Consider the following 15,950-nt stretch of genomic DNA (forward strand, 5'->3'; position numbering starts at 1 on the left):
GCAACGCCGTGTACCACAGCAATCCGAACTCGGTCGGCGCGCCGGGCGCCACGGATGTATTCACCTACACCGTGCGCGATGCCGATGGCGATGAAAGCACCACGACCATCACCGTCGACGTGTCCAACTGCTCCCTCGTAGTGGCTCCCGATACCGACGTGACGGTTCAGGAGAAAGCGCTGGATTTGACCAAGGATGGCCAGGACCTGGCGGCGGGCACGGTCACCGGCAGCGACCCAGGCAACACGGGTGAAACCGCTTCGGGCACGCTGGTCGGTTCCATCACCGGCGCCACTGGCGCGATCACTTACGCGTTGGTCGGTAACCCCACTGGCACCTACGGGCAAATCCTGCTCAACCCGGATGGCAGTTACACCTACACCCTGACGTCGGCACCAGCGACCACGCCCCATGCCAACGACGGGCCGAATACCCTGAGCGAAAGTTTCACCTATCAGGCCACCGATTCTCTGGGCAACAGCGTCACCAGTACCATCGTGATCAACATCGTCGATGACGTGCCGACTGCGCACTGCGATTCAGTCTCGGTGGCAGAGGGCGGGACAGTCAGCGGTAATGTACTGGACAACGATGTGCTCGGTGCTGACGGCCCGGCATTGGGCGGTGCAGTGGTCGGTGTGCGCGCCGGCAGTGACACCTCGACCTCGGCCATCGGCGGCTTGAACAGCCAAATCAACGGCACCTACGGCTACCTGACGCTGGATGCCAACGGCAACGCCGTGTACCACAGCAACCCGAACTCGGTCGGCGAGCCGGGCGCCACGGATGTATTCACTTACACCGTGCGCGATGCCGATGGCGATGAAAGCACCACCACCCTGACCATCGACGTCCACAACAGCTGCCTCGTAACGGTCCCCGATACCGACGTGACCGTCTACGAAAAAGCCCTGGATTTGACCAAGGACGGCCAAGACCTGGCAGCGGGCACGGTCACCGGCAGCGAGCCTGGCCACACCGGTGAAACCGGCTCCGGTACGCTGGTCGGTGCGGTCACCGGCGCCAGCGGCGCAATCACTTACACCCTGGTCGGCAGCGCCACCGGAACCTACGGGCAGATCCTGCTCAACCCCGATGGCAGCTACACCTACACCCTGACCTCGGCGCCGAAAACTTCGCCCTCCGCCAACGACGGCGCGAACACCCTGAACGAAAGCTTCACCTACACCGCCACCGATTCGGTGGGCAACAGCACCACCGGCACCCTTGTGGTCAGCATCGTCGATGACGTGCCGTCTAACGCCGTCGCCTCGGCCCGTTCGGTGCCCGCGGTGCAGATCGACTCCAACCTGCTGCTGGTGATCGACGTGTCCGGAAGCATGGACGATCCCTCCGGTGTATCGGGCCTGTCGCGACTGGAGCTGGCCAAACAGGCGATCAGCGCACTGCTCGACAAGTACGACAATCTGGGCGATGTGAAAGTGCAGGTCGTCACCTTCAGCAGTAGCGCCACGGACCAGACGTCGATCTGGGTCGATGTGGCGACCGCCAAGTCGCTTATCGCCGGTCTCAGCGCGGGCGGCGGCACCAACTACGACGCGGCCGTGGCGACCATGCAAACCGCGTTCAACACCTCGGGCAAACTCACCGGGGCGCAGAACGTCGGCTACTTTTTCTCCGATGGCAAACCCAACGAAGGCGACATCGGCACCGCGGACGAGGCCGCGCTCAAAGCCTTCCTCGACGCCAATGGCATCAAAAACTACGCCATCGGCCTGGGCAGCGGCGTCAGTAATGACAGCCTCGATCCAGTGGCCTATGACGGCAGCACGCACACCGACACCAATGCCGTGGCAGTGACCGACCTCAATCAACTCAACTCGGTACTCTCGGGCACCGTGCAAGGCGCGCCGGTCACCGGCTTGCTGCTGGGCGAGGGCGATGGCGGTACGTTCGGCGCCGATGGCGGCTTCATCAAAACCATCACCGTCGATGGCACCACTTATACCTATGACCCCAAAGGCAACAGCAATCAGGGTTCGCTGATCTTCAGCGGCGGCGTCAACCACGGCACCTTCAACACCGCCAACAACACCTTGAGCATCGCCACCGACAACAGCGGCACGCTGCTGGTGAACCTCGACACCGGCGAGTACACCTACCTCTCGCAGAAAACCACGGCCGTGACGATCACCGAAAACATCAGCTTCACCGCCAGCGACAACGACGGTGATCTGGCCAACTCCACGCTGGTGATCAACGTGATTCCGAACACGCCACCGGTGGCGGTTGATGACCACGTCATCACCAACGTGCTGTCGGGCAGCATTGCGGTGCCGGGCGAACTGCTGCTGGCCAACGACAGCGACGTGAATGGCGACGCGCTCACCGCTTCGCCAACCACCTTCAACACCGGGTGGGTGGTCAAGGGCGCGGACTTCACCGGCACCAACTCGAACTTCAGCTTCACCGGAAATAACCAGGCAGTGACCATCGCCCGTAGCGCATTCGTCGCCAACACCGCAGCCATGACCGCGGTGCTGGTGGTCAGCGGGGCATTGGGGTCGGTCAGCAACAACAATACCAACGACGAGGACCAGATCACCGTCAACCTCAAGCAGGGTGAAACCCTCAACCTGGACCACAACCTGGCGGCCGGCCACATCACCATGGAGTACTCGGTCAACGGCGGTGCTTACATTGCCATCGCTGACGGCCAGACCATCACCGCCTCGGCGGACGGCACGTACCAGATCCACATCACCAACATCGACGACGGTGGTCCGGGCAACAGCGGGAAGGGCTCGGAAAACTACCAGTTGACCATGACCGTCAACTACGCCGGGGCTCATGACAGCACCCCGGATTTCCATGGCACCTACACCGTCAACGACAACCATGGCGGCAGCGATTCGGCCAATGTGACCATCAGCTATCAGGATGGCCATACGCTGACTGGCACCTCGGGAGACGACGTACTGGTGGCGGGGGCTGGCAACAACGTCATCAATGCCGGCGACGGCAACGACGTACTCACCGCAGGTTCAGGCAACAACGAAATGCATGGCGGCGCCGGCAATGACTTGCTGTTCAGCGGCGCGGGCAACGACCTGCTCGATGGCGGCACCGGCAACGACACCGCGAGCTACGCCCACGCCACCGCCGGAGTTACCGTCAACCTGAGCCAGCTCACCGCGCAAAACACCCTCGGCGCAGGCACCGACACCCTGACCGGCATCGAAAACCTCACCGGCTCAAACTTCAACGACAGCCTCATGGGTGACAACAACAGCAACATCATCAACGGCGGTTTGGGTAACGATGCGCTCAACGGCGGGGGCGGCGATGACTTCCTGATCGGAGGTCTGGGCAATAACACCCTCACCGGCGGCAGCGGCGCTGACGCCTTCCAGTGGCTCAAAGGCAACAGCGGCCACGACGTCATCACCGACTTCACCCCAGGCACCGACAAACTCGACCTGTCACAACTGCTGCAAGGGGAAAACGGCAGCGCGGCGTCGCTGGATGACTACCTGCACTTCAAAGTCACCGGCAGCGGAGCGTCGGTGATCACCAGCATCGACGTCAGCACCATGGCCGGCGCCACGCCGAGCCAGACCATCGACCTAGCCGGCGTGAACCTGGCCAGCCACTACGGCGTCACACCGGGAGCGGGTGGTGTGATTGCTGGCGGTCACGATACGGCGACGATCATCAACGGCATGCTCAATGATCATTCGTTGAAGGTGGATACGGTGTGAGTTGAAAGTACAAAACCCGCCATTTCTTTGGAAAGAAATGGTGGGCTTTTTGTTGTTTGGGGTTTTGAACGATCAACAGATCGCAGCCTTCGGCAGCTCCTACAGATTCGGTGTTCACCGCCCTATCGCGGTTGAGCACAATCCCCCGTAGGAGCTGCCGAAGGCTGCGATCTTTTGATCTACCAACCCTATGTCCCTGAAGCAAAAGAGCCAAGCCTGGATTCAGGATATCCGGCCCCGGTTTTTTTGTTGGGGCTTAGGGCCTCTTCGCGGGCAAGCCTCGCTCCTACGGTACGTTGCATCAGTGTCCCAGCACATCCGTAGGAGCGAGGCTTGCCCGCGAAGCTTTTGACTCAGGTCGCCTCGTTCAGGTATTTGCCCACGGTCGCCACGTTGTCGAGCGAGTACTGCTTGCTCAGGTTGGCGATCATTTTGTTCAGCGCTTCGGTCACGTTGAACTGATTGGTGGAGCTGTCAGTGCTCTGCTCGCGGCCGGCTTGCAGGGCGGTTTTCAGTTCATCGCTGCTGACGCCACCGCTGCTGTCGCTGTCCAGGATCTTGAGCAGTGCGGCGCTGGTGTCGGTGCTGGTCGACGAGGTGCTGTCGCTGGCCAGGGCGCTGCTCAGTTCGGTGGCGGTGACACTGCCGTCGCTGTCGGTATCGAGCTGGCTGAACAGCTCTTCGCTGGACATCTGCTGGGGTGGCGGTGGCGGCGGGGTCAGGCTGGCGACAAGTTCGTCCTGGCTGACGGTGCCGTCTTCGTTCTTGTCCAGGGCCGAAAAGATTTCCGTGCTGTCGGCGGTGCTGCCGGCATTGCTCAGGCCGCTGCTCAGTTCATCGCTGCTGATGGCGCCGTCGCCGTCAGTGTCCAGAGCGCTGATCAGCGCGTCGGCCAGTTCGGTGCTCGGCGCCTGATCATGCTGCGGTGGCGGTGGAGGGGCCATCGCGGCCATTTCCTCACTGCTCAGGCTGCCGCTTTCGTCGCTGTCCAGGTCGCTGAAGTTCTTGCTCAGGCTGACCAGCAGACCGTCGTCGGTTTTCTGCGACAGGGCGCTCGTGAGCTCGTCCTGATCCACCGCGCCGTCGCTGTTGCTATCGAGTTTGGCGAGCAATTCTTTCTGGAATTGCTGGCCGCGGGCACTGTTGGTGGAGGTGCTGCTGGTGCTGGTATAGCTCGTGTAGTTACTGCTGATACTACCGATCATTAGGCTCACTCCTTATTGGAAACCGGTGGGTACACCGGCTTATCCAGCCTCAAGGGGCAAGTTGTCGTGGGTATGTGGGATTTGTACCGATTGGTACACACACTTGTCCGATCAGACCCGGACCCTGTGGGAGCGAGCCTGCTCGCGATGACGGCAGTACATTCAAAATCAATGCGGCTGACACACCGCTATCGCGAGCAGGCTCGCTCCCACATTGGATTTTGTGTGTGATTTAGAGGCGGGGCAGGCGGATGACCGCTGTCAGGCCTCCTCCGGAGGTCTCTTCCAGGCTCAACTGCCCACCCAGACGCTCCGCGGCTTCCCGGGCGATGGTCATGCCCAGACCGACGCCGCCGGAGTTGCGATTACGCGAACCTTCCAGGCGAAAGAACGGTTCAAACACCGCTTCACGTTTATCCGCCGCGATACCCGGGCCGTGGTCGATGACCCGGATCAGCAGTTCCTCGCGGCTGTCCTCAAGGGTGATCAGGGCGTCGCCGGCATAACGCAAGGCGTTGTCCAGCAGGTTATTGATGCACGAGCGCAAGGCCATCGGCTGAACCTGCAACGGCGCGCAATGGCCGCTGGCCTGGACGTTGGCGCCCTGGTCCTGGGCGTTTTCGCTCAGGGATTCCACCAGCGCTTGCACGTCCATCCATTGTGGCGCCTCGCTGGTGCGCTGTTCGTGCAGGTAGGTGAGGGTGGAATCGAGCATGCCGATCATGTCGTCCAGGTCCTGACGCATCTGGCCTTGCAGCTTGTCGTCATCGATCTTCTCCAGCCGTAGCTTGAGTCGCGACAGCGGCGTGCGCAGGTCATGGGACACCGCGCCAAGCATCCGCGAGCGCTGCTGCATCTGTTCAAGAATGCGTTGCTGCATCAGATTGAAGGTGTGGGCCGCTTGCCGCGCTTCCCGTGGCCCCGACTCATCCAGCGGCGGGCTGTCGAGATTTTCACTCAGGCGCTCGGCGGCGTCGCTCAGGCGTTGAATCGGGCGGGTCAGTAGCTTGGCGCCGTACCAGGCGGCGATGATCAGCGAGACAAACTGAAAGGTCAGCGGCACCAGCGGCCCGCCGAACCACGGCCGTGGCGGCCGGTTGCCGAAGCGCGGGTCCGGTGGTGGGCGTTGTCCGTCGAAGCGCTCGGAAAATTCCGGCGGAGGAGGAGGGGGAGGCGGTGGACCGTAATGCTTGAACCAGAGGAACGCCAACAGGTGCGCGAGTACGATCGCCAGCAGCAGCACGCCAAACAGGCGGCCGAACAGCGTATCGAAGCGCGCACGCATCAGCCGATGTCTCGTGCGTCGAACAGGTAACCCTCGCCGCGAACGGTCTTGATCAGTTGTGGCGCTTTCGGATCGTCCCCCAGTTTCTGGCGCAGGCGCGAGACGAGCAAATCGATGCTGCGATCAAACGCTTCGATCGAGCGACCACGGGCGGCGTCCAGCAGTTGTTCGCGGCTGAGTACCCGGCGCGGACGTTCGATGAACACCCAGAGCAAACGGAATTCGGCGTTGGACAGCGGCACCACCAGGCCATCGGCGGCGATCAACTGGCGCAGCACGCTATTGAGGCGCCAGTTGTCGAAGCGAACATTCGCACGCTGTTCGGTGCGGTCGTCGCGCACCCGACGCAGAATGGTCTGAATCCGTGCGACCAGCTCACGTGGCTCGAATGGCTTGGCCATGTAGTCGTCGGCACCCAGTTCCAGGCCGATGATCCGGTCGGTGGGTTCGCAGCGGGCGGTGAGCATCAGGATCGGGATGTCCGATTCGGCGCGCAACCAGCGGCACAACGACAAGCCGTCTTCGCCGGGCAGCATCAGGTCGAGCACCACCACATCGAAATGCTCGGCTTGCAGCGCCTGACGCATGGCGGCGCCATCGGTGACACCGCTGGCGTGGATATTGAACCGGGCCAGGTAGTCGATCATCAGTTCTCGGATCGGGACGTCATCGTCTACGATCAGGGCGCGAATGCTCCAGCGTTTATCGTCGGCCGGCGCTTTTTGATCGTCGTTCAGAGGTGCTGGGGAGTTGTGCATGCGTGCGTTCATCTGCCAGATAGGCTGCCAACCACAAAGATAGGCTGCGAGGTTGTGGCTTCAGCATAAGCGTCCGGCCGTGAGGCGGGAAGTGCTGTAGGACCTGTTGCGGCTGCCGAGGGTAGCGTTGAAGGGTGTTGTGGGCGTGTCGTGTGTGTACCGAACTCGACACAATTGCCGCAGAAGCTAGTCTTGTCTTGGCCGCGACGACGAATTACCGATCATCGGGTCCCGCAGCGGCGCTGGTTCCGCTACAATGCGCGCCGATTTCGACTTGCCTGAGAGCCCACTCATGTCCGCCTGCCAGACGCCTATCATCGTCGCCCTGGATTTCCCTACCCGTGACGCCGCACTGAAGCTGGCCGATCAGCTGGACCCGAAGCTGTGCCGGGTCAAAGTCGGTAAAGAACTGTTCACCAGTTGCGCCTCGGAAATCGTCGGCACCTTGCGCGACAAAGGCTTCGAAGTGTTCCTGGACCTCAAGTTCCACGACATTCCGAACACCACCGCCATGGCCGTCAAGGCTGCCGCGGAAATGGGCGTGTGGATGGTCAACGTGCACTGCTCCGGCGGTTTGCGCATGATGGCCGCCTGCCGTGAAGTGCTCGATCAGCGCAGCGGCCCGAAACCGCTGCTGATCGGCGTGACCGTGCTGACCAGCATGGAACGTGAGGATCTGGCGGGTATCGGTCTGGACATCGAACCACAGGAGCAGGTGCTGCGCCTGGCCGCGCTGGCGGAAAAAGCCGGGATGGACGGTCTGGTCTGCTCGGCCCTGGAAGCCCGGGCCCTGAAAACCGCGCACCCGTCGCTGCAACTGGTGACCCCGGGGATTCGTCCGGCGGGCAGCGCCCAGGACGATCAGCGCCGCATTCTGACCCCGCGCCAGGCGCTGGAAGCGGGTTCCGACTACCTGGTGATCGGTCGTCCGATCAGCCAGGCGGCGGATCCGGCGAAGGCGTTGGCGGCGGTAGTGGCCGAACTCGCTTAATCAAACGCTGAAGATCAAAATGTGGGAGCGAGCCTGCTCGCGATGAGGGAGTGTCAGTCGACATTAATGTTGGCTAATCCACCGCTATCGCGAGCAGGCTCGCTCCCACATTGGTTTTGTGGTCATTTCAGGGTATGGGTTAAACCTTCAACACCAACTTCCCGAAATTCTCGCCGCTGAACAATTTCATCAGCGTCTCCGGGAATGCTTCCAGTCCTTCAACGATATCTTCCTTGCTCTTGAGCTGCCCCTTGGCCATCCAGCCGGCCATCTCCTGCCCGGCCGCGCCGAACTGTGCGGCGTAATCCATCACCACAAAGCCTTCCATCCGCGCGCGGTTGACCAGCAACGACAGGTAATTGGCCGGGCCTTTGACCGCTTCCTTGTTGTTGTACTGGCTGATGGCACCGCAAATCACCACCCGCGCCTTCATGTTCAGTCGGCTCAGCACGGCATCGAGAATATCGCCGCCGACGTTATCGAAATACACGTCGACGCCTTTCGGGCACTCGCGCTTGAGGCCCGCGTGTACATCTTCGTTTTTGTAGTCGATGGCACCGTCAAAACCCAGTTCATCGATCAGGAATTTGCACTTGTCCGCGCCGCCGGCAATGCCGACCACCCGGCAGCCTTTGATCTTGGCGATCTGCCCGGCGATGCTGCCCACCGCCCCGGCCGCGCCTGACAGCACCACGGTGTCGCCGGCTTTCGGCGCGCCGACATCAAGCAGGGCGAAGTAGGCGGTCATCCCGGTCATGCCCAGCGCGGATAAATAGCGCGGCAGCGGTGCCAGTTTCGGATCGACTTTATAGAAACCTCGTGGCTCACCGAGGAAGTAATCCTGCACACCGAGGGCGCCGTTGACGTAGTCCCCCACGGCAAACCCCGGATTGTTCGAGGCGATGACTTTGCCTACGCCCAACGCACGCATGACTTCGCCAATGCCGACCGGAGGAATGTAGGACTTGCCCTCGTTCATCCAGCCACGCATGGCCGGGTCCAGGGACAGGTATTCGTTCTTGACCAGGATCTGACCCGTCGCAGGCGTACCGACCGGTACTTCCTGATAGGTGAACGTCTCACGGGTGGCCGCCCCCACGGGACGTTTGGCGAGCAGGAACTGGCGATTGGTCTGGGTAGTCATGACAGGCACTCAAGATGAATGAAGTCTTGTTGATAGACCTTCATTGGCCATGCTGCAAGGTTGGCTGACGCTGCGAATGCACATCGATCCAGTGCAGTGATAGTCAGGGCGGCAGTTCTATCACTGCAACTCATGGGTGCCCAACCGGCCTTTTGATAGTGCTGCCTTGCCCCAGGCCCCTGTGCCTAGACTGGGCACACGCGATCCCCCGCATTCTTCCCTCCGAGGACATAACAATGAGCATGACGTTTTCCGGCCAGGTCGCCGTTGTGACGGGCGCGGCCAATGGTATTGGCCGCGCGACCGCTTTGGCGTTCGCTGCTGAAGGTTTGAAAGTGGTGGTCGCCGACCTGGACGCGGCCGGTGGTGAAGGCACTGTGGCGCTGATTCGCACCGCGGGCGGTGAAGCGACCTTCGTGCGCTGCAACGTCACGGTGGAAAGCGATGTAAAAAATCTGATGGACGAGGTGGTGAATACCTACGGCCGTCTCGACTATGCCTTCAACAATGCCGGCATCGAAATCGAGAAAGGCAAACTGGCCGACGGCACGGTCGATGAGTTCGACGCGATCATGGGCGTCAACGTCAAAGGCGTCTGGCTGTGCATGAAGTATCAGTTGCCGTTGCTGCTGGCCCAAGGCGGCGGCGCAATCGTCAACACCGCTTCGGTCGCCGGCCTGGGCGCTGCGCCGAAGATGAGCATCTACGCCGCCTCGAAACACGCGGTGATCGGCCTGACCAAATCGGCGGCCATCGAATACGCCAAGAAAAAGATTCGTGTGAATGCGGTGTGTCCGGCGGTGATCGACACCGACATGTTCCGTCGTGCCTATGAAGCGGACCCGAAGAAGGGCGAGTTCGCCAACGCCATGCACCCGGTCGGGCGAATTGGCAAAGTCGAAGAAATTGCCAGCGCGGTGCTGTACCTGTGCAGCGACGGCGCGGCATTCACCACCGGTCATTCGCTGGCGGTGGATGGTGGGGTCACGGCGTTTTAACCTTTCAGGCTGCAATGGTGCGGAACGTGTGGGAGCAGGCTTGTGTGGCGAGGGGGCTTGTGTGGCGAGGGGGCTTGCCCCCGTTGGGTTGCGAAGCGGCCCCCGGCGCCCGTCCAGACAGACCGAGTTGTCTGGATTTACGACTGCTTCGCAGCCGAACGGGGGCAAGCCCCCTCGCCACAGGTGTCTCAGCACTACACACATTGGCGTTGATTCCGTGAAGACGCCGGTCAATGTGTTTCAAATGGTTAGAACCGAGGGTTTTGGCGGTGTTGTCGCACATCCCCTCGAGCACTCCTGTGATTAACTGTTTCCCGCAAAACGGACAGGAGTTTGCTTGCTCATGGAGTTGAGAATCGATCGACAGGCATTGGTGCCGGTCGTGCAGCAAATCGTCGACGCATTGGCCGACTGGCTCCGTCGCGGCGAGGTGTCACCGGGGATGCGTTTGCCTTCCGTCCGGCAAATCGCACGGATAAATCTGCTCAGTCAATCCAGTGTCATCGAGGCCTGTGAACGGCTGGTGGCTCAAGGTGTACTGGCGACGCGTAACGGGGCGGGTTTCTTTGTCGCGGCAACGGGGGCCGTTCAGGGGCAACGGGATCTTCCCTGGTCCGAAGGGGTTGAGCGGCAAAGCGGCCTCGTCGATGAACTGAAACTGGGTTGCGGCGGCTTACCCGAAAGCTGGCGCGAGACTGACGACCTGAGCTACGCCATACGCCAGGTCAGCCGCACCGACATGGCCGGGTTGTTCAATTACAGCACTCCACTGGGCCTGCCTGCCTTGCGCCAGCAGATCCTCAAACGACTGAAACGGCTGGGTATCGAGGTGGATGAAAGCCGAATACTGACCACGGCGGGGGCCAGTCATGGGCTTGATCTGATTGTGCGTACTCTATTCAAACCGGGCGATTGCGTGGTGGTGGAGAGCCCCGGTTATTCGATGTTGTTCGATTTGCTCAGGCTGCACGGGGTCTGCATGATCGAGGTGCCACGAACCCCTCGCGGGCCAGATACCGAAGCACTTGAGGCATTGTTGTTGAAGTACAAACCCCGTGGCTTGTTCATCAACAGCTTTTATCACAATCCCACTGGCAGCTGTATGACCACGGGGGTGGCTCAGCAGATCTTGCAACTGGCCAAAAACCATGGCGCGCTGGTGATCGAAGACGACGTCTATGCTGATTTTCACAGCGGTCCCGGCACGCGCCTTGCGGCACTCGGCATCGATGACAACGTGATCTACGTCGGCAGCTACTCAAAAACCCTCAGCAGTTCATTGCGGGTTGGCTTTGTAGTGGCCAGCGCCGATGTGATTTCGCGACTGGCGCAGGTCAAGATGATCAGCAGCATGGGGGCTTCGGGGTTTAGCGAGTCGGTGCTGGCTTGTCTGTTGGCCAGTGGTGCCTATCGCAAATTGGTGCAGCGTCAGCGTCAGCGTTTAAGCACTGGCAGGGAAGCGGCCTTGCAGGTGCTCGAAGACGCGGAGTGGGAGGTTTTCGGCAAGCCGGCGGGTGGCCTGTTCATCTGGGCGAGATCGCGCAAGTCTGACTACGCTCAGGTGCGAACTCAGGCGCGGCGTTTTGGTGTCCTGCTGTCTTGCCCGACGGCGTTCAGTCCGAGCGGCCAGGCGGATGACTGGCAGCGCATTAATGTTGCCTATGCCTGTGATCCTCGCGCCCGGGCATTTTTTCAAGCCACTGCCAGGGTCTGTTGACGTTTGGCGGTTCGTCACCAAGCGCCAACAGACCCTGGGGATCGACCTCAAGCGTTCTGAAAGCGACGCGGGCGTAGCTTTTTGCCATTATTCCGACGCCAGAGACTTGTGTTGGCACAAGCCCGTTGCGAATCTGCATCCACAGACAATGGCAGGGGACTAAGCGCAATGATTTCGGCCGTGCAAGGACGTTTTGCCAACCTCGGTATGGCGAAAAAACTGGGTGTCGGGTTTGTACTGGTGCTGCTGTTGACAGCCTTGGTGGCGGCCATCGGCGTATGGTCCCTGCAAACCATCAGCCAGCGCTTCGACGGGCTCAAGCAGATGTCGTCGCTCAACAGTGGTTTGCTCAAGGTTCGCCTGCTCGAGCAGGAATACGCCTTGCACGGTAATCCGAAAACCGCGGACGCCTTGCGCGTCGGGGTGGACGCTCTGATCGCTCTGGCAACCCAGCTCAAGGCCCAGTCAGCGGCCAACGTGCCGGTCATGAATGACGTCGAGCAATCTTTGGGGGCTTATCGCAAGGCTTTTGACGAGTTCGTCTCGCTGAGTCAGGCCAAGGATCTGGCGCTGGAAATGGCCAGTTGGTCGGTATCCAGCGTGGCCAATAACCTGGACGTGCTGCAGTCCGGGCTCGCCGATGATGGTGCCTATACCTTGAAGGAATCCGAGGGCAAGGACGGCGCGCAATTCATCGAGCAGGCCAATCAGGTCAGTCAGGTATCGCGGCTGATGTTGCAGGCCATGAACGAAGCGCGCGTACGCCTGGACCAGAGCCGCAAGGGCGACGACAGCGGCGGGCAGGGCAAGATCGAGCAAGCCGATCAGGCACTGACCCAAGCCGGGCAATTGAAAACCACGATCAAGGATGAGGGTTACCAGACTGTCCTCAATGAAGTGTCCGGTCACATCGCCGGCTTCAGTGAAAAACTCGCCGAGTACACTGGGTTATTGGCGCAGGAAAAGATCGTCTACGAGCAACTTCACCAGCGCGCCGCTCAAGTGGTGGCGCGGGTGGATCAGGCCTACGTTGCCGAAGACCTGTCGATGCAGGCAGAGTTGAAAAAGAACTCGCTGTTGATCATCGGTTCCTCGGCACTGGCCTTGCTGGTAGGGCTGATTGCTGCGTGGGTGATCACCCGGTTGATCGTCGCGCCGCTGCGCAGTGTGATCCGTGTCGCTCAGCAGATCGCTGCGGGCGATTTGAGTGCAACGATTGAAGTGACCCGGCGTGACGAGATCGGCCAGTTGATGCAAGCCATGCAGCAAATGGGCGCGGGGCTCAGCAATATCGTCAGTGGTTTGCAGGCCGGTATCGAACAGCTGGCAAGCTCTGCTCAATCGCTGTCGGCGGTGACTGAGCAGACCAACCTTGAAGTCAGCAGCCAGAAGGAAGAAACCGAGCAGGTCGCCACCGCAATGAATCAGATGACCGCCACGGTGCACGACGTCGCACGTAACGCGGAAGAGGCCGCCCAAGCGGCGCAGACTGCCGATGGCAAGGTCGAAAGCGGTCAGCAGGTGGTGCGTCAAAGCATGGCGCGAATCGAACAATTGGCGGATTCGGCCACCTCGGCCAGCTCGAGCATCGAAAGCCTCAGTGCGGAAATCCAGAACATTGGCACGGTGCTCAGCGTGATCAAAAGCGTCGCCGAGCAGACCAACCTGTTGGCGCTCAATGCCGCCATCGAGGCGGCGCGGGCCGGCGAGCAGGGCAGGGGCTTTGCGGTGGTGGCCGATGAAGTTCGGGCGCTGGCCAAGCGAACCCAGCAATCGACCGAGGAAATCGAACGGCTGGTCAGCGCCTTGCGCTCGGCGGCGCAGTCGTCGGTGCAGCAGATACAGAACAGTGGCGAGTTGGTGAAGTTGGCAGTGAGCGATGCGTTGCAGACCGAGAGCGCATTGGGGAGCATTGCGGCAGCGGTGTCGTTGATTCAACAGATGAACCAGCAGATTGCAGCGGCTGCGGAAGAGCAGAGTTCAGTGGCCGAGGAGATCAATCGCAGTGTCACCAGTATTCGCGCCAGTGCGGATCAGTCGTCGTTGGCGATGCGGGGCAATGCGGCGTCGAGTATTGAGTTGGCGCAGTTGGGGGTTGAGCTGAAGGGGATGGTGGGGCATTTCAGGCTCTGAGCAATGCAGGGCTCAAGGCTAATGCCAGTCAGTTAAGCGCCGCAATTCATGTGGGAGCGGGCTGCACCTTAACTGACCGGCATTAGGGCTCAAGACCCCATTGCCCATCGTCGGCAAACGGCGCGCAAAAAAAAGCCACCTTTCGGTGGCTTCGTTGTTTGTTCTGATCAGTCGTAGATCACTTTTTTCTTCCAGTCGGCATCGGCCTCGACGTCTTTGAGGCCTTCGGTCAGTTGGTTCACCTCGCCTTCAACCGGAGCGATCTTGTCCATGACCTGAGCGTTGGCGCGGGCCAGGAGTTTCTCCAGGTATTCCAGCTGTTCTGCGTAAAGCTGCGGTTCCTGTTGTTTGCGCAGGTATTGCACACCGCGTTCAAAGGCAAGGCGAGCCTGGCCGGGCTGGTTCTGTTGCAGAGAATGCTGCCCCAGGTTGTTGAAGAATTCGATGTGCAGCAGAACCAGGATGTGGCGGACCTCGCGGACCCAGCGCTTGGCTTCGTTGGGCGGCAGGAAACCGTCCTGTGCCGCGCGGGTGATCTGGCCATGCATGGCTTCGAGCAGGAAGCGCACGTCTTTGGCCTTGGCTTCGGTCTGGATCGGTGCCGGCGGGTTGTTCACCGGGATCGATTCACCCTGGGCGACCAAGGCACTGAGTTCGGTAATCCGTGCCTTTAATGTGGCGTTGGTTTTTTCCAGGTTCAGCAGGCGCTGGCAGACGTTCAGTTCCAGACGGGTCAACAGCAGCTTGAGCGCCGGTGTCATCAATTGACCGGGGAAGGTCTCGGTGATTTCGCCGCAGCGACGCAGGCGGTCGTTGAGTTCAACCTTGGTGCGGGCCTTTTCCAGCTTGTTGTTTTCCACCACATGGTTCATGTAGCCAATGGCGATCAATAGTGCGACCCCGGCTACGACTAGCAGGGTGATCATGAGTGGTGTCACCGGTAAGACCTCTTATAGGGTTCGCGTGCGAGTCGAGTGTAGTGGCTTGGCATTTGGGCGCATAGGGCCGCTCGACGAGTTGAATCGGCTATGGCACTGCTTATATCGGCCGTACTGCTGCATATATAAGTAAATAACGTGCGAGGTGCACATTGCCATCATCCCGGCGTGGACTATAGCGCCTTGCTGGATGCCAGAATATAGGCGCCAAAGGTCAGGCGACGGAAAAGCCTGAATCGCTGCTGAAAGCAGGGCGAAGTCATTGATTTAAATAAATTTATATCTGGGGGTTGACGACCCCTCAATCCATCCATAGAATGCGCGCCACTTACAGCGTAAAGCACACAGCGAAACGCGGTAGGGAGTGAATGTTGTACGTGTGTCCCCTTCGTCTAGTGGCCTAGGACACCGCCCTTTCACGGCGGTAACAGGGGTTCGAGTCCCCTAGGGGACGCCAATGCGGGAATAGCTCAGTTGGTAGAGCACGACCTTGCCAAGGTCGGGGTCGCGAGTTCGAGTCTCGTTTCCCGCTCCAGTTTTAAACGGCTTTGCTTTCGGGCAGGGCTGAGTGAAACCAGAACCAAATCTTCGGATGCGGATCTGGGCACCGAAACACACACCATGTGTTCCGGGCAGCGTGTCCCCTTCGTCTAGTGGCCTAGGACACCGCCCTTTCACGGCGGTAACAGGGGTTCGAGTCCCCTAGGGGACGCCATTTGCGGGAATAGCTCAGTTGGTAGAGCACGACCTTGCCAAGGTCGGGGTCGCGAGTTCGAGTCTCGTTTCCCGCTCCAAATTCAAAAAAACGCCGCTCATTGAGCGGCGTTTTTTTATGCGCGTTATTTGCCATTTTCATTGATTGGAATAAAAACCTTCGGGTAATGCCAGTCAGTTAAGGCGCTGAACCTGTGGGAGCGGGCTTGCTCGCGAAGACGGTCCGCCAGTCACCTTGATGCTAGATGTGCTATTGCTATTGCTATCGCGAGCAAGCCCACACACATTGGATCTGTGTTGCCTGCAAATTTTGTGGACAACCACTAACCCTGTGGGAGCGAGCCT

At 60.3% G+C, this 15,950-nt stretch carries 10 protein-coding genes, 4 tRNA genes and 1 pseudogene; 10 read left to right on the forward strand and 5 right to left on the reverse strand.

Going from position 1 to position 15,950, the window contains the following annotated elements; all coding sequences use genetic code 11:
• Positions 1 to 3,722 (forward strand): beta strand repeat-containing protein (locus PMI30_RS09770; protein WP_008011679.1); only part of this gene is annotated, 3,722 nt, incomplete at its 5' end.
• A gap of 353 nt (positions 3,723 to 4,075) precedes the next feature.
• On the opposite strand, the gene xopAW is transcribed toward PMI30_RS09770, so the two are convergent.
• The 3 genes from xopAW to PMI30_RS09755 all read right to left on the reverse strand — a co-directional run bounded on the left by xopAW (position 4,076) and on the right by PMI30_RS09755 (position 6,970).
• Positions 4,076 to 4,927: a XopAW family type III secretion system calcium-binding effector gene (gene xopAW / locus PMI30_RS09765; RefSeq protein ID WP_008011680.1), complete on the reverse strand. Its 852-nt coding sequence runs from the start codon at positions 4,925 to 4,927 to the stop codon at positions 4,076 to 4,078.
• A gap of 232 nt (positions 4,928 to 5,159) precedes the next feature.
• Entirely contained in the window at positions 5,160 to 6,212 is a 1,053-nt protein-coding gene (locus PMI30_RS09760) for a sensor histidine kinase (protein ID WP_008011682.1), read from the reverse strand.
• Positions 6,212 to 6,970 (reverse strand): response regulator, encoded by a 759-nt coding sequence (locus PMI30_RS09755; RefSeq protein WP_032835756.1) that lies wholly within the window; start codon positions 6,968 to 6,970, stop codon positions 6,212 to 6,214. The genes PMI30_RS09760 and PMI30_RS09755 overlap by 1 nt, the downstream gene beginning before the upstream one ends.
• A 292-nt stretch (positions 6,971 to 7,262) precedes the next feature.
• Between PMI30_RS09755 and pyrF the strand changes: the two genes are divergently transcribed.
• Positions 7,263 to 7,961, forward strand: a complete 699-nt coding sequence (pyrF, locus tag PMI30_RS09750; protein ID WP_008011684.1) for an orotidine-5'-phosphate decarboxylase — start codon at positions 7,263 to 7,265, stop codon at positions 7,959 to 7,961.
• Positions 7,962 to 8,100: 139 nt separating this feature from the next.
• On the opposite strand, the gene PMI30_RS09745 is transcribed toward pyrF, so the two are convergent.
• Positions 8,101 to 9,105, reverse strand: coding sequence for an NADP-dependent oxidoreductase (locus PMI30_RS09745; protein ID WP_008011687.1), 1,005 nt, complete (start codon positions 9,103 to 9,105; stop codon positions 8,101 to 8,103).
• A gap of 236 nt (positions 9,106 to 9,341) precedes the next feature.
• On the opposite strand from PMI30_RS09745, the gene PMI30_RS09740 reads away from it, so the two are divergent.
• From PMI30_RS09740 to PMI30_RS32180, 4 genes and pseudogenes are all read left to right on the forward strand, one after another.
• On the forward strand, positions 9,342 to 10,103 hold the full coding sequence (locus PMI30_RS09740; RefSeq protein ID WP_008011690.1) for an SDR family oxidoreductase: 762 nt from the start codon (positions 9,342 to 9,344) through the stop codon (positions 10,101 to 10,103).
• Between the two features lie 343 nt (positions 10,104 to 10,446).
• Entirely contained in the window at positions 10,447 to 11,820 is a 1,374-nt protein-coding gene (locus PMI30_RS09735; protein WP_008011692.1) for an aminotransferase-like domain-containing protein, read from the forward strand.
• 1,047 nt (positions 11,821 to 12,867) lie between these two features.
• Positions 12,868 to 13,044, forward strand: a pseudogene (locus PMI30_RS32175) (HAMP domain-containing protein); the annotation flags it as partial.
• Between the two features lie 204 nt (positions 13,045 to 13,248).
• Complete coding sequence (locus PMI30_RS32180; RefSeq protein WP_370694696.1) at positions 13,249 to 13,953, forward strand: methyl-accepting chemotaxis protein; 705 nt, start codon at positions 13,249 to 13,251, stop codon at positions 13,951 to 13,953.
• Positions 13,954 to 14,120: 167 nt separating this feature from the next.
• Here the strand turns inward: PMI30_RS32180 and PMI30_RS09725 are convergent, their stop codons facing one another.
• Positions 14,121 to 14,879, reverse strand: coding sequence for a hypothetical protein (locus PMI30_RS09725; RefSeq protein WP_032835757.1), 759 nt, complete (start codon positions 14,877 to 14,879; stop codon positions 14,121 to 14,123).
• A gap of 393 nt (positions 14,880 to 15,272) precedes the next feature.
• On the opposite strand from PMI30_RS09725, the gene PMI30_RS09720 reads away from it, so the two are divergent.
• The 4 genes from PMI30_RS09720 (at position 15,273) to PMI30_RS09705 (ending at position 15,685) form a co-directional block, all read left to right on the forward strand.
• A tRNA-Glu gene (locus PMI30_RS09720) sits at positions 15,273 to 15,348 on the forward strand.
• Positions 15,349 to 15,350: 2 nt separating this feature from the next.
• Positions 15,351 to 15,426, forward strand: a tRNA-Gly gene (locus PMI30_RS09715).
• Positions 15,427 to 15,530: 104 nt separating this feature from the next.
• Positions 15,531 to 15,606 (forward strand) — tRNA-Glu (locus PMI30_RS09710).
• A gap of 3 nt (positions 15,607 to 15,609) precedes the next feature.
• A tRNA-Gly gene (locus PMI30_RS09705) sits at positions 15,610 to 15,685 on the forward strand.
• Positions 15,686 to 15,950 lie beyond the last annotated feature (265 nt).

Source organism: Pseudomonas sp. GM50 (assembly GCF_000282375.1).
Taxonomy (GTDB): domain Bacteria; phylum Pseudomonadota; class Gammaproteobacteria; order Pseudomonadales; family Pseudomonadaceae; genus Aquipseudomonas.